At 43.0% G+C, this 22,748-nt stretch carries 18 protein-coding genes, 1 rRNA gene, 2 pseudogenes and 1 riboswitch; of the genes and pseudogenes, 17 read left to right on the top strand and 4 right to left on the bottom strand.

The window, feature by feature from the left end; all coding sequences use genetic code 11:
• Window positions 1–89 precede the first annotated feature (89 nt).
• The 4 genes from A4E54_RS08680 (at window position 90) to fdnG (ending at window position 8,036) form a co-directional block, all read left to right on the top strand.
• A complete protein-coding gene (locus A4E54_RS08680; protein WP_286725641.1) occupies window positions 90–1,325 on the top strand; it encodes a molybdopterin molybdotransferase MoeA in 1,236 nt (411 codons plus the stop codon).
• 772 nt (window positions 1,326–2,097) lie between these two features.
• On the top strand, window positions 2,098–3,222 hold the full coding sequence (locus tag A4E54_RS08675; protein ID WP_240084120.1) for a radical SAM/SPASM domain-containing protein: 1,125 nt from the start codon (window positions 2,098–2,100) through the stop codon (window positions 3,220–3,222).
• Window positions 3,223–4,028: 806 nt separating this feature from the next.
• Window positions 4,029–4,367 (top strand): hypothetical protein, encoded by a 339-nt coding sequence (locus A4E54_RS08670; RefSeq protein ID WP_240084119.1) that lies wholly within the window; start codon window positions 4,029–4,031, stop codon window positions 4,365–4,367.
• A 585-nt stretch (window positions 4,368–4,952) separates the two neighbouring features.
• Window positions 4,953–8,036 (top strand): formate dehydrogenase-N subunit alpha, encoded by a 3,084-nt coding sequence (fdnG, locus tag A4E54_RS08665; protein WP_286725637.1) that lies wholly within the window; start codon window positions 4,953–4,955, stop codon window positions 8,034–8,036.
• 174 nt (window positions 8,037–8,210) lie between these two features.
• Here the strand turns inward: fdnG and A4E54_RS08660 are convergent, their stop codons facing one another.
• A complete protein-coding gene (locus A4E54_RS08660) occupies window positions 8,211–8,366 on the bottom strand; it encodes an IS3 family transposase (RefSeq protein WP_286725645.1) in 156 nt (51 codons plus the stop codon).
• Between the two features lie 63 nt (window positions 8,367–8,429).
• Here A4E54_RS08660 and A4E54_RS08655 point away from each other — a divergent pair, with 63 nt between their 5' ends.
• The 4 genes and pseudogenes from A4E54_RS08655 to A4E54_RS08640 all read left to right on the top strand — a co-directional run.
• Complete coding sequence (locus A4E54_RS08655; protein ID WP_240084143.1) at window positions 8,430–8,570, top strand: hypothetical protein; 141 nt, start codon at window positions 8,430–8,432, stop codon at window positions 8,568–8,570.
• A gap of 333 nt (window positions 8,571–8,903) precedes the next feature.
• Entirely contained in the window at window positions 8,904–9,122 is a 219-nt protein-coding gene (locus A4E54_RS08650; RefSeq protein WP_240084117.1) for a spore coat associated protein CotJA, read from the top strand.
• A 17-nt stretch (window positions 9,123–9,139) separates the two neighbouring features.
• Window positions 9,140–9,430, top strand: coding sequence for a spore coat protein CotJB (locus A4E54_RS08645; RefSeq protein ID WP_240084116.1), 291 nt, complete (start codon window positions 9,140–9,142; stop codon window positions 9,428–9,430).
• Window positions 9,431–9,457: 27 nt separating this feature from the next.
• Window positions 9,458–9,556 (top strand): annotated as a pseudogene (locus A4E54_RS08640) (manganese catalase family protein); the annotation flags it as partial.
• A gap of 96 nt (window positions 9,557–9,652) precedes the next feature.
• On the opposite strand, the gene A4E54_RS08635 reads toward A4E54_RS08640, so the two are convergent.
• Complete coding sequence (locus A4E54_RS08635) at window positions 9,653–10,468, bottom strand: EFR1 family ferrodoxin (RefSeq protein ID WP_240084115.1); 816 nt, start codon at window positions 10,466–10,468, stop codon at window positions 9,653–9,655.
• A gap of 202 nt (window positions 10,469–10,670) precedes the next feature.
• A riboswitch (molybdenum cofactor riboswitch) is annotated at window positions 10,671–10,787 on the bottom strand.
• A gap of 146 nt (window positions 10,788–10,933) precedes the next feature.
• A complete protein-coding gene (locus tag A4E54_RS08630) occupies window positions 10,934–12,604 on the bottom strand; it encodes a serine hydrolase (RefSeq protein WP_240084114.1) in 1,671 nt (556 codons plus the stop codon).
• A 220-nt stretch (window positions 12,605–12,824) separates the two neighbouring features.
• Here A4E54_RS08630 and A4E54_RS08625 point away from each other — a divergent pair, with 220 nt between their 5' ends.
• From A4E54_RS08625 to A4E54_RS08605, 5 genes and pseudogenes are all read left to right on the top strand, one after another.
• The gene (locus A4E54_RS08625; RefSeq protein WP_240084113.1) at window positions 12,825–14,231 is read left to right on the top strand and encodes an acetate--CoA ligase family protein; all 1,407 of its coding nucleotides are present in this window, start codon (window positions 12,825–12,827) and stop codon (window positions 14,229–14,231) included.
• Complete coding sequence (locus tag A4E54_RS08620) at window positions 14,221–14,913, top strand: acetate--CoA ligase family protein (protein WP_240084112.1); 693 nt, start codon at window positions 14,221–14,223, stop codon at window positions 14,911–14,913. Before A4E54_RS08625 ends, A4E54_RS08620 begins: the two co-directional genes overlap by 11 nt.
• Window positions 14,914–15,244: 331 nt before the next feature.
• Complete coding sequence (locus A4E54_RS08615; protein WP_282442358.1) at window positions 15,245–16,834, top strand: recombinase family protein; 1,590 nt, start codon at window positions 15,245–15,247, stop codon at window positions 16,832–16,834.
• A 22-nt stretch (window positions 16,835–16,856) separates the two neighbouring features.
• Window positions 16,857–17,372: pseudogene (locus A4E54_RS08610) on the top strand (manganese catalase family protein); the annotation flags it as partial.
• A gap of 55 nt (window positions 17,373–17,427) precedes the next feature.
• Complete coding sequence (locus A4E54_RS08605) at window positions 17,428–18,513, top strand: S-layer homology domain-containing protein (protein ID WP_286725627.1); 1,086 nt, start codon at window positions 17,428–17,430, stop codon at window positions 18,511–18,513.
• On the opposite strand, the gene A4E54_RS08600 is transcribed toward A4E54_RS08605, so the two are convergent.
• Entirely contained in the window at window positions 18,492–18,668 is a 177-nt protein-coding gene (locus A4E54_RS08600) for a hypothetical protein (RefSeq protein ID WP_240084109.1), read from the bottom strand. The two genes, A4E54_RS08605 and A4E54_RS08600, sit on opposite strands and share 22 nt — an antisense overlap.
• Window positions 18,669–18,878: 210 nt before the next feature.
• On the opposite strand from A4E54_RS08600, the gene A4E54_RS08595 reads away from it, so the two are divergent.
• The 4 genes from A4E54_RS08595 to A4E54_RS08580 form a co-directional block, all read left to right on the top strand.
• On the top strand, window positions 18,879–20,057 hold the full coding sequence (locus tag A4E54_RS08595) for a M24 family metallopeptidase (RefSeq protein ID WP_240084108.1): 1,179 nt from the start codon (window positions 18,879–18,881) through the stop codon (window positions 20,055–20,057).
• A 238-nt stretch (window positions 20,058–20,295) separates the two neighbouring features.
• Window positions 20,296–21,522, top strand: a complete 1,227-nt coding sequence (tyrS, locus tag A4E54_RS08590) for a tyrosine--tRNA ligase (protein WP_240084107.1) — start codon at window positions 20,296–20,298, stop codon at window positions 21,520–21,522.
• Window positions 21,523–21,691: 169 nt separating this feature from the next.
• A complete protein-coding gene (gene yunB / locus A4E54_RS08585) occupies window positions 21,692–22,348 on the top strand; it encodes a sporulation protein YunB (RefSeq protein WP_240084106.1) in 657 nt (218 codons plus the stop codon).
• A gap of 321 nt (window positions 22,349–22,669) precedes the next feature.
• Window positions 22,670–22,748: ribosomal RNA gene (locus tag A4E54_RS08580) — 16S ribosomal RNA — on the top strand; the annotation flags it as partial.

The following is a 22,748-nucleotide window of genomic DNA, read 5'->3' as shown; positions in this document are numbered from 1 at the left end:
TAGCAAGTGTCACACACGGCGAATCAATAGCTAATTCTGTAAAACTATTAATATTATAGTAAGAAATATAGGCAGGTGTTTTCACTGTAATGAGAAATAATAATCTAGCGGTATCCATTGAAGAAGCGCTAAAAATTATTTTAAATTCTATCAGCCCTCTGACCTGCGAAAACATTTCCATCATGGAAGCATGCAATCGTGTTTTATATGAGGATATTGTATCGGATATAATAATACCTCCCGCGGATGATTCTGCAATGGACGGCTATGCTGTAATCGCAGAAGACACGCTTGGGGCGTCAATAAATCACCCGATAAAACTTCAAATTACAGGAGAAATACAGTCGGGCGGATCTGTTAACGGCAAAAAAGTTTCAAGAGGAACGGCGATAAGAATAATGACCGGCGCTCCGATGCCGGAAGGCGCTGATGCGGTAATTAAGTTTGAAGATGCAGCAGAAGAAGACGGTTATGTAAATATATTTCAAGAAACAGTTAAATACAAAAATTACAGATTTGCAGGGGAGAATATAAAAAAAGGAGACAAAGTGCTGCGCAAAGGCGACCGGTTGAGTTCCGTGGATGTAGGTATCCTTGCGTCGCTGAACTATAACACGGTAAAAGTATATAAGCAGCCGACTGTTTCAATTATCTCTACAGGCGATGAATTAGCCGATATAGGAGAAGAGATCAGAACCGGTCAAATCAGGAACGTCAATGCGTATACCATATACTCGGAAGTAAAAAAATATAACGCCATCCCATATTGTTTAGGCATTGCTAAAGACACCTTGAAAGATATGAAGGAAATATTTTTAAAAGCCTTAAAATCTGACGTCGTAATATCCACAGGCGGCGCATCAATGGGAAGGTACGATTTTGTTAAAGATATTTATCTTGCTCTGGATGTTGAAATACAATTTGAAAAGGTTAATGTTAAACCAGGCAAGCCGGTGATTTTTGGGAAAAAAGATAATCAACTGTTTTTCGGCCTGCCGGGAAATCCCGTTTCCACGCTTACATCGTTCATTCAATTTGTGAGACCTGCATTACTAAGATTAATGGGTGCCAATAGGATATTAAAGCCAATCGTTAACGCATTTCTTGAAGAAGATATCAATAAGAAATCGGGCAGGGTTAATCTATTAAGAGGCTATGCTACTATTAAAGATAATGAATTTTATGTTTCAACAACTGGTAATCAAAATTCAAGCGTGCTAACTTCAATGAGGGACGCAAATTGTCTGATCATAATTCCGGAAAATACAAAAGTAAAAGCGGGAGAAAAAGTGCGGATTCAATTGATTGAGCATGAGGAGATATAAATTGCCCATTTTTCATGTTCGACCGATATCGAAAGAGAGCCGCAGCCGCGCCCTTGACATGGAACCTCGCATCGGTGTTTCCAATTAAATTTCGCGTTGCTCATATTCCACCGCATCAGACGAAATCAGACGAACCCTCCGGTTCTTGCCACAAGATCGTCTTGGTTCTCTCCTGTTATACAGGGTCTATTTTCCTTTGACCCTGTCATACCAAGGAAAACTAGGCTTTATCTTATGTTGGTTTAGGAGGTAACATCTAAAGTATGTTGACATCAGGTACCATGGATGCTATAGTAAACTTATGGTAATAGTAAACTATGTGTATAGCCGCCATTCATATAAAATGTCCGCCATGCTCCCTAGTTGAGAGAGAAAATTTATCCCTGTGATCAATAAAGAGGCCTGATTAAATAAGCATGCTTGACGACAAATATGTCACAGTAAGTATCTCGGTCGCGTCAGGCAAGACTTCAGGGACATGAATACGGCCTGCGTTGAGGGAGGACTGCTCTATGTGAGAAAGGAGGGGAGAAGGAAAGGCAATATTTTCGTGGTCGTCCTCGCCCTCATCCTGAAAAACAGAGAAAAGTTTCTGAATGTAGCGCTTGGAAGATGTAGTTCTGCAGTTATTAAACCACCTTTTTTAGTTGACTTCTGCTATTGTTTGTCTTTTATAATTTTGTGAAGATGATGGTGCCCCGGTTTATTGTTAAAATGAATTGATTCCAACCTGTTAATTAGAAAGAATAAAGAAAGGCTAGGGAATAGAAATATGAGAAGACAAACAGAACATGTCAAACAATTAAAAAGAATGTATTCTAAAGAAGATGGAAGATTGCAGGGAGAAGGCGGTTGGGCGAAACTTCCTTTTTTCTGGTTCATCTTATTTTTGTCATACGAGTGCACAAGAAGGTGTGAATATTGTTATGCTTTTAATCAAGTCGGTGATGATAATAAAATGGAAATGGATGAAAATACATTTTCAAGATTGCTGGAGTGGATTCCTGAAGTCTGGAGAGTTAATAACATTAAAGTGAACACCGTTGGTTTTCTTGGTGGGGAGCCATTATTGAGGACCGACAGAATTAAAAAGGTTATGGATTCAGTCTATAAAAACACTGACGGCATGCAGGGGTATCTTTATACAAATGGTGATTTAATTGATTCCGTGAACTGGGATGATCTTGAAGATATCCAATGGATATACACAAATATTACAGACATTAGTATTGAGGAACTATCCAGAAGGATGAAGATAATCAGTGAAAGGTCAAATGTAATTAATCAAACAATAGTAGCCACAATGGACGATTATAACTTGGAGAGAGCTCTTGATATAACAAGATTCGGGATAGAAAATGGGTACCGTTTAAGATACCAAAAGGATATATACAGAGGGACGGATGCGGAATACAAACAAAGATTGTTAAAGAGATATCATGAATTGTGTGACTTATTGGAAAATTATATTATTAAGGAATACGATGTCCATACTACCTTCCTGCTGGATACTTTAATTCCCGCGTGGGATTTTGAATCTTCTCCATATATTTGCGGGAAAAGACTTGCCGCGGTATATCCCGACGGGACGGTTGGACCCTGTATCAGAGACCATTCATTTAAAACCGGAACAATTTTTGACGAGGATCCTTTAAGTATATTGCAATGCAGCGCATTTCATTATGACCTTACAAAACCGGATCTCCCGGATGAATGCAGGGAGTGTGAATGCAGGACCGCCTGTCAGGGAGGATGTCCGCATGATAAAATGTTGTTGACCGGCACCGCGTCAGGGAAATCTGTCGCATGTGAACTCCATAAAGAAATAATCCCAAGATTAAGACATTTGGATAAAATGAAAAACGACGTAAAATCGAAACCAATCATGGAATATTGAATGAACAACTATGGGTTATTTTTCCTTTTATTGATTATTCTTATTCCATATATAATGTTGAACTTTCCGCTGACCGATTTAAAGAAAATGAATTAGGCCAGACTCTGACTCTCGGCGAGTTTGAGCTGGCCTTTACAAATTTCAAGAAAAGTGAAGCAAAAAACATCCCTTTCTCATGCGCCCTGGGAGAAACAATTGGCTTGAGTTAACATTCTATTTATAATTCCCCCATAATAAGTAACTCTTTTACAGTTCTGAGGTAAATCCCCATAAAGGTTAACCCTTTTACAAATTCTATAATTATCGCCGCCTGGAGCGGGGTGATTTAAATGGCCGGCAAATCAGGGCAATATGGTAAAAATTTACTACTAGGAATTCCGCTGGTTATTAGACGGATTACCACTAAAATAACCGCATGCTTACAAAGCTGTTACTAGGCGCACTATAATCTAAATATTTGATAAGAGGGGTTTGTTTTGCTGTCCCCTTCCTGGGCTCTGGCACGATAGAGAACATCGATCTTGAAGTTGCGCTCCAGGATCAAGGAAAGCTTGTACGTTTCTCCTTGTTTGAAAAATAAATTATAAATAAAAAATTATATCTAAAACAGTTCATTTAGCAGGAATTTGTCGTGAGTTTAGCGAAGCATTTATTTTGTGAGTTTAGTGAAGTTTTTTTTCAGGAGATAGGGGGAGAAAAAATATAAACAGCAATATAACACCACAAGTACTTATTGACTTCTATAATAGATTGTCCCAGATTCACTGCCTGAAGAAAGCATTACTTATGCTCAGCCCGGATCACAGATGATAAATTACGCACAGGAAAATAGAATCCCTCTGTTAAATATCTGCACTCCCAAGGTGGACACCAACTTTTTTTTCGTTCTTTTAGAAAAGATTGGTGAAATTATTATAGCGCATTACCCTTACCTGGAAACCGAATGCCGGCAGGTGTTGTCGGCTCTTCCGTTAAACGCGTCTGACAGGGAAGTATTTGTTGACAAAGTATTATTTAAACCCGGGGCAAATTTGCTTGCTCTTCTCCAAAACGATGTCTCACCTGAGATATTCGGCTTCTTGATAACCCATACGGTTAAGCCTTTGATGAAACAGTCCGGGAAAATTACTTCACCGGGTATATAACCTTGAAGAATGGATGCAAAGCACATGCCCTGTTTGTGGAGGCAGGCCCAGCCTGTCCTTGTTGAAAAAGGAAAATGACAAAAAGGTATTTATATTGTGGATTATGCGAAGTTAAGTGGCGTTTTCAACGCCTGGGTTGCCCATATTGCGCAAGCCTGGAATCACAGTTTTTAAAAGTCGAAGGAGAAGACAAATACCGGAATTTATTATTGTGAAAATTGTTCCGGATATATCAAAACAATCGACGAGAAGAAAATTGACGGCACTGCTGATGTATTTTGTGAAAACATTTACACGGTCCATCTGGATATTATGGCTTTTCGTGAAGGATACGTAAACGCCCCTAGCCAATTGCCATTATCTTCCTCATCGTCAAACTAGGACTGAGCAGCTACAGATTTGGGAAGGGGATCGCTCAACAAAAAAATGCCCAGGAACTGGCTGAATTGAGAGATATTTATTCGGCAGTTTCGGTAGATACGTAATAAAATCAATAAATTCAGAACTTTGAGGAAAAGAGGTGGAATGCCTGAAGAACTACTTATTGGTTTATTCTAAAGTATAAGGAGGTTACTATTAACTAATATGAAAAAAGGTATTAGCCGCCGTGATTTCTTAAAGTATTTGGGAGTAGGCGCGGCCGGAACGGCTTTACTTGAAGGAGTCAGCGCAACACCTGCTTTAGCTGAAGAAAATTTGCATAGTTTTGATTTGGGTCCTTTTAAGTTAAAGAAAACCAAAGAAACTGCTTCTGGCTGTTCTTATTGTGGATGTGGTTGTAGTATTATTGTTCATTCAGAAAACGATAAGGTGGTTTTTATTGAAGGGGATCCTGATAGTCCTATTAACGAAGGGTCTTTATGTCCCAAAGGGATGGCTCTCACGGATGTCTATACCATTGTAGATAAAAATCGTCAGCGTGTGCCCAACCCGAATCGGTTAACGAAGGTTCTTTACCGTGCCCCTGGCGGCACCAAGTGGGAAGAAAAAACCTGGGACTGGGCTATACCTGAAATCGCCAAGCGGGTAAAAAAGACCCGGGATGAACACTTTACAGAAAAAGACGGTAAAGGTGTCACGGTTAACCGCTGCATGGCCATCTGCCAGATGGGCAGCGCCAATATTAATAACGAAGAGGACTATATAATAAATAAGCTCATGCGGGGATCCCTGGGTGTGGTTGATCTTGACCATTGCGCCCGTCTCTGACACGCCCCAACCGTAGCCGGTCTGGCTAATACATTTGGTCGGGGAGTAATGACTAATAGTTTTGTTGATTATAAAAATACAGACATATTTTTAATTATTGGATCCAACCCGGCCGAAGCTCACCCCATGGCCATGCATCACATTGGCAAGGCCAAGGCAAAAGGAGCCAAAATCATTGTCGTTGACCCGAGATTTACTAAAACAGCGTCCCAGGCGGATATTTACGTTCCTTTGCGTCCGGGGACAGACATTGCTTTTCTTTACGGTCTGATAAACTACGCCATTGAAAATGATCTTTACCAACATGAGTATGTGAATAACTATACCAACGCTTCTTACTTAATCAGTCCTGATTATAATTTTGCGGATGGTGTTTTTTCCGGTTTAGAGGAAAAAGACGGCAAACTATCCTATAACACTGCAAGCTGGGCTTACCAAAAAGACGGCGATAATATTAAAAAGGACCCCACTTTACAGGATCCCCAGTGCGTCTGGCAGATCATGAAAAAGCATGTTTCCCGGTACGACATAAAAACGGTCAGTCAAGTCACGGGAACACCGGAAGATATTTTACAGAAAGCTTACTCTACTTATTGCGAGTCGGGAAAACCGGATAAAGCGGGCAATTTAATTTACGTACTGGGAATCACCCAGCACAGTTACGGAACTCAAAACACACGGGCAACCACCATGGTGCAACTCTTGCTGGGCAATGTAGGCATGCCCGGTGGCGGCCTTAACCCCCAACGGGGGCAATCAAATGTTCAGGGCGCCTGTGACATGGGGATGCTGTGGAATAATATTACGGGCTATCTTAATGTCCCCGATGCGACAAAACATCCCACGTATAAAGACTACCTGGAGGTGGAAACGCCCAAGGCGGGATACTGGTCCAACAAACCCAAATTCTTGGCCAGTCTGCTCAAGGCCTGGTACGGGGAAAAAGCCACCAAAGAAAATGACTTTTGCTATGACTGGCTGCCTAAATCAGACGGGAAAGACCATTCCCACATGTCTTCCTATGCCTCCCTGGCAGAAGGAGAAATTAAAGGTGTCTTTTGCTGGGCTGAAAATCCTTCCGTAGCCGGGCCGGATGCTAAACACGAGGTCAAGGCCCTGGAGAAAGCGGAATGGATGGTCTGCGTTGATGTATTTGAAAACGAGACAGCCGCTTTCTGGAAGCGTCCGGGAGTAAACCCGGCGGATATAAAAACCGAAGTTTTCCTGTTGCCGGCAGCTCACATTTACGAAAAAGAAGGCACGAGAACAAACAGTTCACGCCATGTTCAATGGCGCTGGAAGGCTGTTGAACCGCCCGGCGAGGCAAAAAGCGATCTCTGGATTGCTGACCGGATATTTAAAGCTGTCCGCCAGGAATACCGGAGCGGCGGCAAATTTACCGATCCTATTTTAAACATGGTTTGGAATTATGATAAGCCGGGACAGGACGAGCCGGATATAGAAAAAATAGCGGTTGAAATTAACGGTTATAATGTGGCGGACGGTCGGGTTTTAGGTACTTTTGGCGACCTTAAAGATGATGGTTCTACGGCCTGCGGTGTATGGATTTACGCTGGTTATTATTACGTTGACCCCCAAGAGCAGAACCCGTTGTTAAAGGTGCCCGCTACCAAAAGGCACGGCACGGAGGATAAAAGCGGGCTTGGGGTATATCCGAAATGGACCTTTGTCTGGCCTTTGAACCGGCACATTGTTTATAACCGTTGTTCGGCTGACCCGGCCGGTCGGCCATGGAAAAAGGATAAAGCCTTGATGGCCTGGGACGGAACAAAGTGGATTACCAACGATGTTCCCGATTTCGGCATCACGGACGCGACTACAAAAGCGCCGATACCACCGGAAAAGACAGCCAATGCTCCTTTTATTATGCTTCCTGAAGGGCAGGCACGCTTTTTTGTTCCTTCCGGCTTGAAAGAAGGTCCTATGCCGGAACACTATGAACCGGTGGAAAGTCCGGTGAAAAATTTAATGAGTAAGCAGCAAAATAACCCTGTGGCTTATAGATGGAAAGGCGAATTTGCTAAATTGGCCGAAACCGGCAGCAAAGAGTTCCCTTACGTGGCTACCACCGTCCATTACATTGAACATTATCAAACCGGGGTAAGAACCAGATACAGCCCCATGCTGGTAGAATTGATGCCGGAAGAATTTGCCACCATATCGCCAACTTTAGCCGGTAAGCTGGGAATAAAACCTGGAGATGACATAATTGTAAGCAGCGCCCGGTCGGAAATAAAATTAAAGGCCAATGTTTTACCGATTGTTAAACCTTTAAATGTAAACGGCAGTCCCATAGAAATTGTTTCCTTGCCATGGAGCTGGGGCTTCATGGGATTATCCCAGGGAGCCATTGGGAACGAATTAACACCTTTTGTCGCTTGTCCTAACGTCGCTGTTCCCGAATACAAAGCTTTTTTATGTAACGTTAGAAAAGCATAATGGTATTATGTCAAGAAAGTAGACACAAAAGAAAAAAGGATTTTAGCGCCTGCAAGACGTCGGCTTGACATGGAGCCTCTGTGGGCATGATTTCCCGCGATAGGGCGATGGTTTGGTAGAAGCAACATCGCGTGGCAAACAGCCTATCATGCCCACCACTCCATGTAAAGTCTCCTACGATACTGCCTGAACATGGCTGTTGTAATACATACGTTCATATTGGTGCGGGGAAACATAGCCAATCGTCGAGTGGATTCGTTTCCGGTTATAGAACAGCTCAATATATTCGAACAGGCGTTGCTCCGCTCCGAAAAAGGATGTATAGTAAATGGTTTGATTCCGCTGTAACGGGCAAGCTATAAATGGATCTTTCCTATCAGGAGGATAAGGGCAATGCTGGAGAGCAACCCGAGCGCCTGGCAGGGTTCTGCCGGGGATAAAGAGGGTGACTGTTATGGTCATCCCCTTATTATTTTATGGCTATCCCTGCCAGAACCAAAGATGCTGATTTTACATCTGATTCTCCCCTTCTGAATTGATCCGACATCACATAAAGAGCAATATAAGAAGGTCAACCCGAAGGTATTACTTCGAGCTGTTTATGCAAAACTCTCTACCCTTGGTAAAGGCGGTCTCATCTTTTACGGTTGTGGGACCGGTGTTATTTACCTAGAACTGCTTAACTCATGTAATAAATATTTGTTCATTATTTATTGCCCTCTTTTTATTTTTAGACGTATTTAAAAGAATATTGGTTCAGCGTTAGAGTAATTAAATACATATTACCAAATAACACCACGGGTTGCGATGTGTACAAATTAGGTGATTCATTCATAAGATAAATTAACTTTGCAAGGAGGTTTTTCCATGTATTTTAATCAATATCGTCAGTCGTTAAATTACCCCCCTGCACCGAATATGCCGGGAATTCCAGATAAACTATCCTACCCCGGCGGCGCGATGCCACCGTTACAATTAGCCCGCGCCTATGTTCCCTGGCAGCATATGGGGCAGGTCTTTAGCCCGGCAGAAGCTTTAGCGCATGGTACTCTTTTCCCCGAACTGGTATCTCCTTATCCAGGTTAAATGAAGAGGTGAATCAAATGGATAATAAGCAAGAAGACAAGGTAAAAACCGAAAATGTGTATAATCAACAAATGCAACTGCTTTTGAAGATACAGGAATTGGAGTTTACTGCCATTGAATTGAACTTATACCTGGATACACATCCGGATGACCAGCAGGCTCTGAACTTATACAATTCGGTTGTACCCCAGTTAAGAAAATGTATTGAGGCATATGAGCAATACTGTGGCCCGCTATTTCATTTCGGAATGGCTACCAGTCAGTACCCCTGGCAGTGGATCAACTCCCCCTGGCCTTGGGAAATGTAAATCTTGACGTAAGGAAGGGATTAATTGATGTGGGTTTATCAAAAAAAATTAGAATACCCGGTAAGGGTTTCCGGTCCCAATCCCAAACTGGCTAAAGTGATTATTACTCAATACGGCGGGCCGGACTTATGGTTTTAAGGGAGTGTCAGGGGGACGGTTCGACTGACAATTATTAGTCCCACATTGCCAACGTAGATACTACCACGGCAAAAAAGTGGATGATTATAAAAATAACTCCGGCTCCTTGCGTTCTGCAAATTCAACTTCCAGTTCATGCTTATGTCTCAAAAAATCCTTATCGTCAAAATATTTGGCTTCATTGGGGCAATTTTTCACGCAGGCGCCGCATTTAATACAAATTCCATCCAGTTTAGAAACATCTTCATAATTAATGGAACCGACCGGACAGATACTTGGACAGAGCTTACAATCCATACAATCGCTGCTTGTTTTTGGGACAAACTTTCTAAAGTCCACAGGCATGCCATGTTCATCTATAGGCATGTAATATTTGCGATAAGGTTTATTTCCTTTTACCATGACACTTTGCAGATTATTGCCAGTGGTAATTTTGGCATATATTTTACTAGCAAAATCATTTATTACCGCCATATCTTTTTCATCAGGCCGGTTTTTAGCCAGAATTTTGGAGATCGAGTGTTCCCCGATAAATGCGCCCCCGGCAATAACTTTAAAGCCGTTTAGCTCCAGAATATCTTTCAGCTCAATCAAAGCATCGTCATAATCCCTGTTACCGTATAAAACCACAGCGACCGCCAGAGCACCGTTACCTGTAATAGAATTCATATATTTCAGTAATATGTTTGGCACTCTGCCGGCATAGACCGGCACTCCAATCACGACCAGGTCTTCCGCAGTAAAAGACACTGTTTCTTTTCTAACTCCCGGCAGGGTAAAATCAATAATGTTTACCGCTGTTTGCCCGCCGGCATTTTCTAAAATCTTTCCGGCCAGCCCGGATACGATCTTTTGGGTTGTACCAGTAGGGCTAAAATACATCGCATTAATTTTTTCCATAAACTAGTCCCACCCATTTCTTTACGTACTGTTAGCGGTATTCCGCTTGAAGGCCAATAAAATAATATAGTGTGCTCACTTTTGTCTTTGTGGTTTTGCAATAATAAAGCCCGTAATATACTTCTACCCCGCATGACATTTTCCTTGTATAAAAAATATTTAGCTCTTCATTAAAAAAACGGGCAATGATATCACAGAAGATCCACTAAAAAGGTTGTTACTATTGACTGGGGAGGCATACTGGTTTCCCAATATACCCTAACGGCCTGTTATCCATACTTTTCGCTTAGGCTAAACAGGCTCGGAGAATTTCTTTCAATATTACCACATTACCACATATCCTTCAGAATTCCTTCAAATTAAAACAGTTTTTCGGTAATTATTTTTTTGTTCATTTTTTGCAGATACTCAAAACGACATTATCAGCCGCCATCCCCGTTCTGTATAATTTATAAGTTTATCCGCTCAGGGTCGCAGAGTTATATTTATTTCATTCATTACCGGGTTGCAATAAACACAAGCGTCAAGTAATTTTGAGACTATGATTAAGGGTAGCATTACAAAGCCATGCTTGAGATATATTTGACTGCTTAACGCAATGGTGTTGTGATTTGCCTCAAGCCGCGCGTCTCCAATTTTCGCGCGGATTACTGTTACGCCTTTTGTCAGTATCAGCATGTCGATTTCTTTATCGAACTCAATGGTCGTTTCAAGCGCGTCTGCGATTGTTATCGCGGGAACGTATAAATCCTCCATACCCAGGTCAGGCAGAACCGGATAAAAAATTATTCTTCCATTAACTAAAATTTTATTATCATTGAGAATGGTGGTAATGACTCTAATCGTTGATCCTGGCGGACCGGCAAATGTCTTAAACAAGGTGTTTATTACAGCCTCTTCTATATCCGTGTAACCGCTGCTGAGAAATTCATAGTAACCACCGTTTGTCATAAAAATAACCCCGATTTTTTCATCACAGTCAAAGTACATATCACTAACCAGACCGCAGGCTTCACCGGCATGCCCCGTTAGTCTTCGTTCCGCCAGGGCGTCTGTAATATGAAAGCTCAGACCAATATATCTGAAGAAACCCTCCATCCCGTATCCATACCAGTGCATTTGGTGCATTAAATCCGCGGTGTGTTTTTGGAGAATGCGAACTCCGCCGTAGAGTCCCCCATTCATATGGGCGATCATGAATTTTGACAGATCCAATACGCTCGCTCTTACCGCCCCGGCTGGACCGATATAGTAGTTTCCCAGCGGCAGTTTGTATTCTTTTCTGGCGGGTCTCTCGCCTGTTTGGAAATAGTCGCATGCAGGATAAAACTTGCCGCCGCCGCTGGTTTTATATAGAACGGCAATTTTATGGAAATTTACTATGTCAGCAGCGTTATAACCCGCGTCCATTCCCAATGGCCAAAAGATATGACGAATGGTATAATCGTTGAAACGCTTGCCTGAGATCATTTCGACCAATGCGCCGATGATGCCGAAACCAAAATTAGAGTAAACGAATTGGGTTCCGGGCAAAAAGTCCCCCCAGGTCTTTTCACTGTATGCTTTCCCGCCGGGAACCAAAAGATCTCTTAAAAGTGGTGGTTGCGGGGAACCTAACGCCTGCTCGTAACCGCCAAAATCTAGAATACTGGAAGTATGAGTGAGAAGCATCCTGAAAGTTATCTTTGCGCTAGGGTATTTTGGGTTTCTGACCATATAACCCAGATAAATGCTTATATCGTCATCAAGGTTGAATAAGCCGCACTCCCAAAGTTGCATTAAAGCGGTGGCAGTAATGGTTTTGGAAATTGACGCGATTCTAAAAATAGTATCAGGGGTGACTAGCTTTTCTTTTTCCAGATCAGACCAACCATAGCCGTTCGCCCAAACCACACGATTATCTCTAATAAAGGCGGCGGCCACACCAACAATTTTTTTGCTGTTCATTTCAGCTAGAATTGCAGCGTCTAATTGATTTTGGGGCACGTTGATATATGGCTTGAAGAGAATGTCTCGCGGGGAATCGGCTGCAACGGCGCTTTCCGGATCAAAATCATGGTAATCAGGGTCTTGTCTCTTCCTTGGCTTTATCACGGTAAACCGGTTATTATTTAAACAGAATGTTCTGCGAAACATTTTTAACCCTCCCTAAGGAGTATCATATTATTTATCTCCCGTCTTTCTAATTTATGAATAAATTAGAAATTTGAGCAGTCTTGCTTTTTTAAAAAATACCTCCTGTTTTTTCAGGAAGGCCTCCATTATCAATAAAAAAATATTCCCATGTCTTGACAACAGGATGGCATTATATGTATCTTATCAACATTACATACTTTATCGCGGGGAGGCGAGTACCATGTCTGGCACGAGGCCGGTGGATCTGCGTCCTGTTTTCTATCCAAGGCGAGTGGCTGTGTTTGGTGTTACCGATACCCCTGACCGGGTTGGTTACAATGTTCTTGAAAGCATTTTGCATGGTGGATTTACGGGGAAGGTTTACCCGATCCACCCACGTCATGAACAGGTGCTCGGGTGCAAGGTTTATAAAAGTCTGGAGGATTTACCGGAGCCGGTTGATTTGGCGGTGATCTGCTTAAATCAGGACGCTACGGTAGAAGCTGTGGAGAAATGTGGACGCGCCGGCGTGCGAGGGGTTATATGCAATGCCGGTGGTTACAGGGAGACGGGAGAGGTCGGGCGCGATCTTGAGAAACGCCTGATTGCGGCGGCTGAAAAATACAGGCTGCCGATGATTGGTCCGAATACTCTCGGTATGATTAACAACGACGGTAATTTCTACAGTACCTTTTACCCGCTCAAAATACCCGCCGGAAAAGTATCAATAATTTCACAAAGCGGGGGGATCGGGCTGACAACCATTCACCTGGCTGTTGACGAAGGGATCGGCATAAACAAGTTTATCGGAGTGGGCAACTGTTCCAACCTGGGTTTCACCGATTGTCTTGATTACTTGGAAAACGATGATTCAACTGCCGTCATCGGGGTGTTTATTGAAGGCTCCGCCGATGCCGGCCGGTTCGTTCGCGCAGCCGGCAGGGTGGCCCGGAAAAAACCGGTGGTGGTTTACAAAGCCGGGCGGCTGGCGGAAGCCGACCGCTACACGCAGACCCATACGGGCAGTTCGGCCGGATCTTTTCAACTATACCAGGATATTTTACATCAGTACGGGGTTTTTACAGTAAACAATGTTTCCGAGTTGGTTGCCGCCTGTAAAGCTCTGGCGCTCCAACCGCTGCCGGAAGGTAACCGGGTGGGGATTCTGACGCACACCGCCGGGCCGAGTGTTGTCATGATTGATCACCTGGCGCCGGCCGGATGTGTCATTCCACCCTTGCATGAAAAAACCATCAGCCGGGTGAAGCAGATTATCGGTTCGGACAATCCGCCGGTTGTCCTGAAAAACCCGCTTGATGCGGCCGGCCTGGGCTTTAGCCGCCCGACTTATGGCGGTCTGGCTGAGGCGATGCTGGCAGACGACAACGTTGATTTGCTTCTCGCGGTGTACTGCCTGCATAAAACCTGGGAGCTTCCCGCGATTGAACTAATCAATGCGCATAAGAAATACGAAAAACCGTTAATTGTTAATTTTGTGGGGAACTGGCAGGGGTGCCGGGCGGATCAGGATTTCATGCAAAATGCCGGTGTGCCGCTTTACACCGCGCCGGAAAAAACCGCTGTGGCGGCAGCGGCGCTGGTGCATTACGGCATGCTGCGCAAAGGTGGTGCTGACCGTGACAGTTAATGAGATTGTTGACCGCGCCATCGCGTCAGGACGGAATCTGCTGTTTGAGGATGAAGCGGGAGCGCTGTTAATGGCGGCTGGTATTCCGGTAAACTCATGCCGGGTGGCGTCCGGTGAGGACGAAGCCGTGCGAATTGCGAAAGAAACCGGATTTCCGGTGGTGCTCAAAGTGCGCTCGCAGGCTATTACCCATAAAACTGATGCCGGGTGTGTTCGCCTGGGACTGAAAGATGAGGAAGCTGTGCACTTGGCTTACCGTGGTATTATGGAAAAGGCCAGGCTGATTGATCCGGGAGCGCAGGTGACAGTTCAGCCCATGGCTTCACCTGGCCTGGAATTACTCGTCGGTATGACTACTGATCCGCAGTTTGGTCAGGTGGTCGCTTTTGGTCTGGGGGGGACCCTGGTGGAATTGTTTAATGATGTTACCTTCCGCCAGGTTCCGTTGCTGGAAAAGGACGCGACAGATATGATTAATTCGATTAAGGGCAGCGCTCTTTTAAAAGGCTACCGCGGCCGCCCGCCGGTCGACATCAACGCGCTAACCGGCATCATCCTTCAGGTTTCCAGGCTAGTGGAGAAAGAGCCCCGGATTAAAGAGATCGATTTAAACCCTGTATTTGCCTATCCGCAAGGTATGCTAGCCGTTGACTCGCGCGTAGTTGTTAACCAAAACTTATAATTAATTTACGACGAAAGCTAATAACTTTATCTAACCTAAATTATTGACCTCCGGGTTTTTCCCGGGGGTTTTTGTATATACGAGAGAAATTTTTATGATGCACTTTTTAAATACAAACAGAATATTTTGCAATTACAGGGGGTGGTATTTATGAGCCAGGTGATAAAACAGACAGTGGAAATGCCTAACGATATCTATGAAAGCATGCTTAAAATTTTTATTAAAATGGCCCTTGAAAAAAATGGCAGAAGCCAAAGTCCGATAAGGTTCCTCAAAACCCAAAAATAGAAAAACCTTAATGAAGTTCAGGATCAGCTAAAAGGGTGATGGTATGTTTATCCCCCCTCACATAACAGGACAAAATTATCCAAAGCACGAAGATGCAAAAAAAACTCTTGAAGAGAAAGGACTTGAAATCGGGGGTTATATAAGAATATCAACTAAAAAGGACAGTCAGAAATCAAGCATTGGTAACCAGAAGAAATTACTTGAGCAATGGGCCGAAGTTAACGGATATAAGCTGACCAAAATATATATAGATGTTAAATCGGGTGAATATACCTATCTCAGGAATGAAATCAACCATATGTTCGAGGACTCTAAGCTGGGAAAAATCAAAGGTGTCGTATCCAAAGAGATTGCGCGTACCTCAAGGGATGTCATGGATATTATTACCATTAAGCGCACATTATCAGATTATGGCGCTTTTTTTATATCAATTAAGGAGAATTACGACAGCCGGACCGACGACGATGAGTTTCTCCTTATTTTACACGGCGCCTTAGCGCAGAAAGAAAGAAAAACCACTAGTTCCCGGGTTAGAGTAACCCAGTTGATCAAAGCAAAAGAAGGCAAAACAAATGTTCCGCTGCCTGCCTATGGCTACATGTTAAGTGAGGACAGACAGAAACTTGTTGTAAACCCTGAAACCGCAACTACTTATCGGCAGATAGTAGAAAATTTCTTAAGCGGTTGGGGTCAACTAAAAATTGCCAAATGGCTAAATGAACAAGGTATCAAAACCCGCAGAGGTGGCCAATGGTCCACTAACTCCATAAGGACAATACTTTCAAACCCGGTTTACCTGGGAGTCACGATCTATAACGTCACTACCTTAATTAGAGACAGTAAAGGCAGGCAGAAAAGAGTTGTCCGCCCCCGGGAGGAGTGGATAATCCGGGAAAACACACATGAGCCCTTGATAACTAATGACGAATTTAATAGAATACAAATGGTAATGGAGCATAGGAAAGAAAAATATCGGCATGAGTGGTCATGCGATAGAAAGTACCTTGGTTCAAGTATATTAAGGTGCGCAACCTGCAAGGGTAAAATATATGGATTTAAGATTAAACTCAAGAAAAAGAAAAAAAATAGTCAGTATAGATATTATTACAGGTGCTTGGGCGTTAATGGAAAGTGCGGAGGGAAGATAAAAAGTTGGGATATGCAAGCCATTGACGATAAGCTGCTTTTTTATATTAAATCCTTTTTCATGGATAAGGATAAACTTTTAAATACTATGAAAAGAAATATAAATCTTTTTTCTGACGACCCGCACGGCCTTATAAATAAAAGGGAAAAGCATAGACTTAAATTGGAGAAGGTAATCGAGGCCATTAAAAAACAACAATTAGCATATGAGCAGGATATCATCAATTTGGAAGAGTACAAGGAAAGGATGATTGAACTAAGGGAAGAAAAAAACACACTTCAACTGAGCATTGATAGTTTAAATCAAAAACTCGAAAGGTTGGATAGCGCCGAACACTTGGTTAACGAATTATTTGAGACAATAAGAGGCCACATCGAAAATATCAACGAACTTCCGATGAACACAAAGTTCACCCTTATCGGTCACTTTAGTGAGATATATATTGACGATAACGGCAATATTATTAATGCCAGGTTTCACATCTAGGGGCATATAAAACCATAAGTCCGGCGGGCCGGACGGGGAGTTGTCAGCGTCTTTACGATACCTGAACCAAAGATACACCATGCCTACAGACAAGGCTAAAGGGCTTTTAACGGACATAGGTACGGAAGAAATGGCTCACATGGAAATTGTTGCTACGATTTTTTATAAGCTAACCAGGGGAGTTAGTCCCCAGCAAATGCAGGCCGCCGGGCTGGGCGGGCATTACGCCCAGCATGACACCGCCTTGTTCTGGAGCGACCCTAACGGCGTGCCCTGGATAGCTTCTTATGTCGCTGCCACCGGCGACCCGGTTGCTGATCTGACCGAAGATATGGATGCCGAGCAAAAAGCACGGGCTACTTACGAGCACTTAATTCATTTGAGCGATGATCCTTTAGTCACCGATGTGCTTAAGTTCCTCCGGGAGCGGGAAATAGTGCACTTTCAACGCTTTGGTGAGACCCTGAATGATGTGCAAAGTTACATGCGCGGCAAGAAGGTGTTTTTAAGTACAGGCAAGGATATCGTGGAACCATAAGGATTTTGGGGTAATAATTTTGAGCCTTCGGGCTCTTTTATTATTCCTGGGAGGTGTGGTAAAATTAGATATAAAAGGCAAGTTAAATGGGGGGATTAGGGTGTATACCAAGCTCAGAAGAATTTTGACATTGATGGTTTTACCGGCTTTATGCTTGATTTCGCTTGGTGTACCGTCAGTAGGCATTGCCGCTAGTGATATTGTCGTTACTGTTTCCGATCCCGACAGTATCGGTGAAAAAACAAGCGAAGGAAATACGGTTAATACGGTAATGTCGACTCCCAAGGTTTCATTCGGTGAAAATAGGGTATTGGGAACTTTAAGGATAACCGGGAAAAAAGATGTAAGTGTTCCGGTAAAACCCGGGAATAAAGTGATGGTTTCCTTACCCGTTGGCGCATGCTACATGCGTACTCCTACCGCTGAAACTTATAAAAATTACGTTGAATGGCCCGATTTCTTGGATGGCGAAAAAAATCAGATACAGGACACCAAAAATGAACCGGGGATCAAATTCATCTCCGGTACACCCCGCTCCATTATTATAGAAGTTGGAAATATTGACACCGCCGGTAAAATTATGGTATTGGACTTTGTTTTTAATAAGGAAAACTATAGTAGGGTTAGAGTATCTCGATTAATTGATGTTGCGAAAGAGTATAATAAAAATCCTGATGAAAAAGTTACGCGGCTGGATTTTTTTAAGAGTCTGGCTGATTTGACTGTGCCTTTTCCCTCGTGTCCGTTAAAGATTGTCCAGGACGATAAAATTCTTGCAGAGCGTTTCTTGGACTTGAGCGAAATATCTCCGCAGGATCTGGATAAAATAAAGCCTCTCATAGATTCGGAGGTTATTGTCGGCTACCAAAATTTACTTGAACCGGGTAATTATTTGACCAGAGCGGAAGCAGCTAACGCAGTGGGCAGACTATTTCCCATATCAGAACAAAATACTGACTTTACAGATGATTTGCCCGCATGGGCGCTTGGCTTAAAAGCCGCCGCGGCCAGGGGCATTATAACCGGATATCCTGACGGCACCTTTAAGCCGGATCAATTTATTACTAAATCTGAAGTTCTGACAATATTGCAAAGAACGCTGGAGTCCTATGAGACAACTTACAAATCCTTTAAATCTTGAGCTATTTCCGCCACTTTGTCGGGCGGTAAAGAAATAATCTCATCCAAATCCTGCTCGCTCCATATTTCATTTACTGCGACTATGGCGTAATCCCGGCTGACACCATGCTCAATGAGCATGAGCATGACTTTTAATTCTTTGTTACTTCTGTCCATGTGTTTCCCTTCGTTTTTGTCCGTATATAATCCGGGTTGATATACTGTGCCAAGCGCGTACCCGTTAGTAATACTATATCACAAAATGAAAGTATTCCTTTAAAACAATAACTAAACATATATTAATTGCCAAAATAAAATAAATATAGTAATGTAGTTTCAGTATTATTTTTAATGTCGTACTATATTTGCCGAGAGGAGGTATAAGCCTTGCGTTACACACCAAAATCTGAGTTGGACCACAGGATTGCCAAACTGCAAAACGCTATGAAGCAGCATGATATTGATGGGGCAGTAATAATTCAGAACGCCGACCTCTTTTATTTTACGGGTACCATTCAACGTTCTCATCTTTTTGTGCCTTCCGAAGGCAAGCCATTGTTAATGGTCAAAAAAAGCCTGGAGCGGGCTAGAGAAGAATCCCCCATGGATAATGTCATCGGCCTGGACAGTCTGAAGGAATTTAACGCCGTATTGCAGAAATACGGCTACGGGCAGTTAAAAACATTGGGTTTCGAACTGGATGTGTTGCCCGCAAGCCAGTATATTCGTTACCAAAAGCTGGTTGAACCGGCCCGGGTGGTTGATATAAGCCAGCTTATACGCATTGTGCGGATGGTTAAATCGCCTTATGAAATAGAAATTCTTCAGGATATCGCGAAACTCCACGAGGAAATATTTTCTCTGGTTAAGCAGAACATCCGGGAAGGTATTTCTGAGTTGGAACTGACCGGAATTGTCGCGGCGGTTTCACGAGAAAAAGGACACTCCGGTATAATGAGGGTGCGGGGATTAAATCAAGAATTGTTTTATGTTCATTTGTTATCTGGTCAAAATACGTCCCCCAGCTATTTCGACGGTTCTGTGGGCGGAAAAGGGGTTAGTCCGGCGTTTGCGCAGGGTTCCGGCTTTAAATTGATTGGCCGTAACGAGCCGGTGCTGCTAGACTATAGTTTTGTTTTTGACGGGTATATGTTAGACCAGACCAGAGTATTTTGCCTCGGAAAGCTGCCGGAACACCTGGCCGGGGCCCACGCACTGGCGGTTGATATTTTGAGAGAGATAAAGAAGATTGCCAAGCCGGGGGTGGCTTGCGGCGAGCTATACGATGCGGCAAGGCAAATGGCCGGAGACAGCGCGTATGGAAAGCATTTTTTGGGCTTCCCCGAGCCTGTGGCATTTGTCGGCCACGGCATCGGCATCGAACTGGATGAACTTCCGGTGATCGCGCATGGATTTAATACTCCGCTGGAAGAAGGAATGGTTATCGCAATCGAACCAAAATTCGTCTTTCCCGATGGCGCGGTTGGGGTTGAGAACACCTTCTTAGTTGCAAAAGACGGTTTTGAGAATTTAACTGTTTTTGATGAAGGGATAATATATGTTTAAATAAATGATGTATCTCAAATTTATTCATTCCTTGGTCGAAGGTTTCGCTGTGACAGGCCGGAACCTTTACTTTTTTAAGCAGGCAGTCAACAATGATGGAGGTATGTTGAATGGGGATAATTATCACTTTTGGTGAATTGGATAGGTGATATGCCGGAGTTGTTTTGAAAATGTTTGATAACAGCCGGGATTGTATATATACTATTATAAAAATGCAAATATTTGTGGAGGGCAGGATATGGGCAGCGTATACGATACTTTGCTGGAAAGAGGATATATCAAACAAATGACCCACGAGGAGCCTTTAATCAATTTATTAAAAAATGAAAAAGTTACTTTTTATATAGGTTTTGACCCCACCGCGGACAGCTTGCATGTGGGACATTTTTTGCAACTGATGGTAATGGCCTATATGCAGAAAGCAGGTCACCGGCCTATCGCTTTAATCGGCGGTGGAACGGCCATGGTGGGGGACCCAAGCGGCAAAACCGACATGAGAAAAATGATGACGCCGGAAACTATCCGGCACAATTCTGAGTGTTTTAAAAAACAATTGTCAAGATTTATTGATTTTAGCGAAGAAAGGGCCATCATGGTTGATAACGGGGAATGGCTGCTGCAGTTAAATTATATAGATTTTCTCAGGGAAATAGGCATATATTTTTCTGTCAACAGAATGCTTACCGCGGAAAGCTATAAGAATAGATTAGAAAGAGGCCTGACTTTTCTAGAATTCAATTATCAGTTGATGCAAGCGTACGATTTCTTGGAGCTGTACAGAAAGTATAATTGTGTTGTTCAGTTAGGCGGGGACGACCAATGGTCCAACATTCTGGCGGGAACAGACTTGATCAGAAGAAAGGCAGGAGTGGAAGCCTATGGTTTGACGTTCACGCTGCTTACAACCAGTGAAGGTAAAAAAATGGGAAAAACAGAAACCGGAGCTCTATGGTTGGATGCCGAGAAAACCAGCCCTTATGAATTCTATCAATACTGGAGAAATATCAATGATCCGGACGTGGAAAACTGCCTGGCGCTGTTAACCTTTTTGCCGATGGAGGAGGTTAGGAGGCTTGGCGGTTTACCGGGAGAACAAATAAATGAGGCAAAGAAAGTGCTGGCCTATGAGGTTACTAAGCTTATTCACGGAGAGGATGAAGCTGTCAAAGCCAGGAGCGCGGCCGAATCTTTATTTGGCGCCGGAGATAATTTTGAAAACGTGCCCACGACTGCATTAAACGGGGAGCAGGTGTCCGGAGGCATAGGGATTTTAGAGGTAATGATTTTGGCAGGTTTAATTTCTTCCAAAGGAGAAGGAAGAAGGTTGATTACTCAAGGGGGCGTGTCGGTTAACGGCAACAAAGTGGAGGATATTTTTTTAACACTGACGAAAAAGGATTTTATTGATGGAAAAATGATGATTAGAAAAGGGAAAAAGGTTTATCATCAGTTTATCGTTAATTAATCCTGTATAATTTATCCTAATTGATATGTTATAGATCTCTGATATGGAGATCTTTTTTATTCCCTTTTTGCAATCGTTTCGCCTCGTTAATCATAAAATTAATGGAGAAGTGTTTTTTATCGCCGGCATGTTTGGGTAAAAAGGTTGACGCTGTCCCGGGGGTGAGCGCGTGTTTAAAAGGAGACGACCTTATAAGCAAATTTTTATTATTACTGCTGTCAGTATTTCAATGATAGGAATATTAATGTTGTTGGATATAAAATTAAGAGATGTTTTTTTTAACATAGCTGAAGTTAAAACTGTGCAGCTGGTTACCGAGGCAATACAGGAGTCATTACAGGAAGAAGCGATGAAAGAAAACATCCGTTATCAGGATTTGATTTATATTCATAAGGACAATGAGGGCAGAATAACCTTGATGCAGGCTGATACGCTTAAAGTGAACAGGATTGCGTCAAACACCTCGATGGCGGTGCAAGAAACATTAGAAAACCTGAGGCGGCAGTCTTTTAGTATACCCATTGGGCAAGTATTCGGTTTCCCTATTTTTGCTAATAGAGGGCCTAGATTAAGATATAGTATTATGCAGGTGGGATCGGTCAAGTTTAATATTACTGATAAATTCGAGTCTGCCGGGATTAACCAGACCAAGCATACAATCTACCTCAACCTGGATACCAACGTGCGCATCGTGGTGCCTTCTAAATCCGGTGAAGCGCTAATATCCACTCAAATGCCGTTGACGGAGAATATCATCGTCGGAAGTATTCCAGATACCTTCGTAACGTTGCCAGGCGGTATTTTAGGCAACGTACCCGGCAAATAAAAATATTTATTTATGCTAAAAATATTATAAAACGGCCTTGACAGAATACGACGGCTTATGATAAAGTTATAAACGTTGCGGCGCGGGTAAAATAAAAGTTAATTGAACCAGTAAATACCTGTTTACACGTGCCGGTGAAAAGTGATAAAATTACTTTTGTCGCCGCTCAAAAGACGGTGGACAAAAAAACAGGTCTTTGAAAACTAAACAGTGGATGGATGGAAATCAAGAAACACATGAACTCTCGTCGAAGCGAAAGCAAGAAGCGAGCAGTACATTCCGAGGAAAAAAAAGCGAGCTAGCAAATCAAATTTTCTATATTAAATGGAGAGTTTGATCCTGGCTCAGGACGAACGCTGGCGGCGTGCTTAACACATGCAAGTCGAACGGAGGTTACGAG

Source organism: Pelotomaculum sp. PtaB.Bin117 (assembly GCF_002067195.1).
Taxonomy (GTDB): Bacteria; Bacillota; Desulfotomaculia; order Desulfotomaculales; family Pelotomaculaceae; genus Pelotomaculum_D; species Pelotomaculum_D terephthalicicum.
The sequence above is the reverse complement of the archived record's forward strand: the minus strand, read 5'-3'. Positions and strand labels throughout refer to the sequence as shown.

Coding starts and splice junctions, on each gene's coding strand:
- A4E54_RS08680 (WP_286725641.1), top strand. CDS start 90: ATGAGAAATAATAATCTAGCGGTATCCATTGAAGAAGCGCTAAAAATT.
- A4E54_RS08675 (WP_240084120.1), top strand. CDS start 2,098: ATGAGAAGACAAACAGAACATGTCAAACAATTAAAAAGAATGTATTCT.
- A4E54_RS08670 (WP_240084119.1), top strand. CDS start 4,029: ATGATAAATTACGCACAGGAAAATAGAATCCCTCTGTTAAATATCTGC.
- A4E54_RS08655 (WP_240084143.1), top strand. CDS start 8,430: ATGCTGGAGAGCAACCCGAGCGCCTGGCAGGGTTCTGCCGGGGATAAA.
- A4E54_RS08650 (WP_240084117.1), top strand. CDS start 8,904: ATGTATTTTAATCAATATCGTCAGTCGTTAAATTACCCCCCTGCACCG.
- A4E54_RS08645 (WP_240084116.1), top strand. CDS start 9,140: ATGGATAATAAGCAAGAAGACAAGGTAAAAACCGAAAATGTGTATAAT.
- A4E54_RS08635 (WP_240084115.1), bottom strand. CDS start 10,468: ATGGAAAAAATTAATGCGATGTATTTTAGCCCTACTGGTACAACCCAA.
- A4E54_RS08630 (WP_240084114.1), bottom strand. CDS start 12,604: ATGTTTCGCAGAACATTCTGTTTAAATAATAACCGGTTTACCGTGATA.
- A4E54_RS08625 (WP_240084113.1), top strand. CDS start 12,825: ATGTCTGGCACGAGGCCGGTGGATCTGCGTCCTGTTTTCTATCCAAGG.
- A4E54_RS08615 (WP_282442358.1), top strand. CDS start 15,245: ATGTTTATCCCCCCTCACATAACAGGACAAAATTATCCAAAGCACGAA.
- A4E54_RS08600 (WP_240084109.1), bottom strand. CDS start 18,668: ATGGACAGAAGTAACAAAGAATTAAAAGTCATGCTCATGCTCATTGAG.
- tyrS (WP_240084107.1), top strand. CDS start 20,296: ATGGGCAGCGTATACGATACTTTGCTGGAAAGAGGATATATCAAACAA.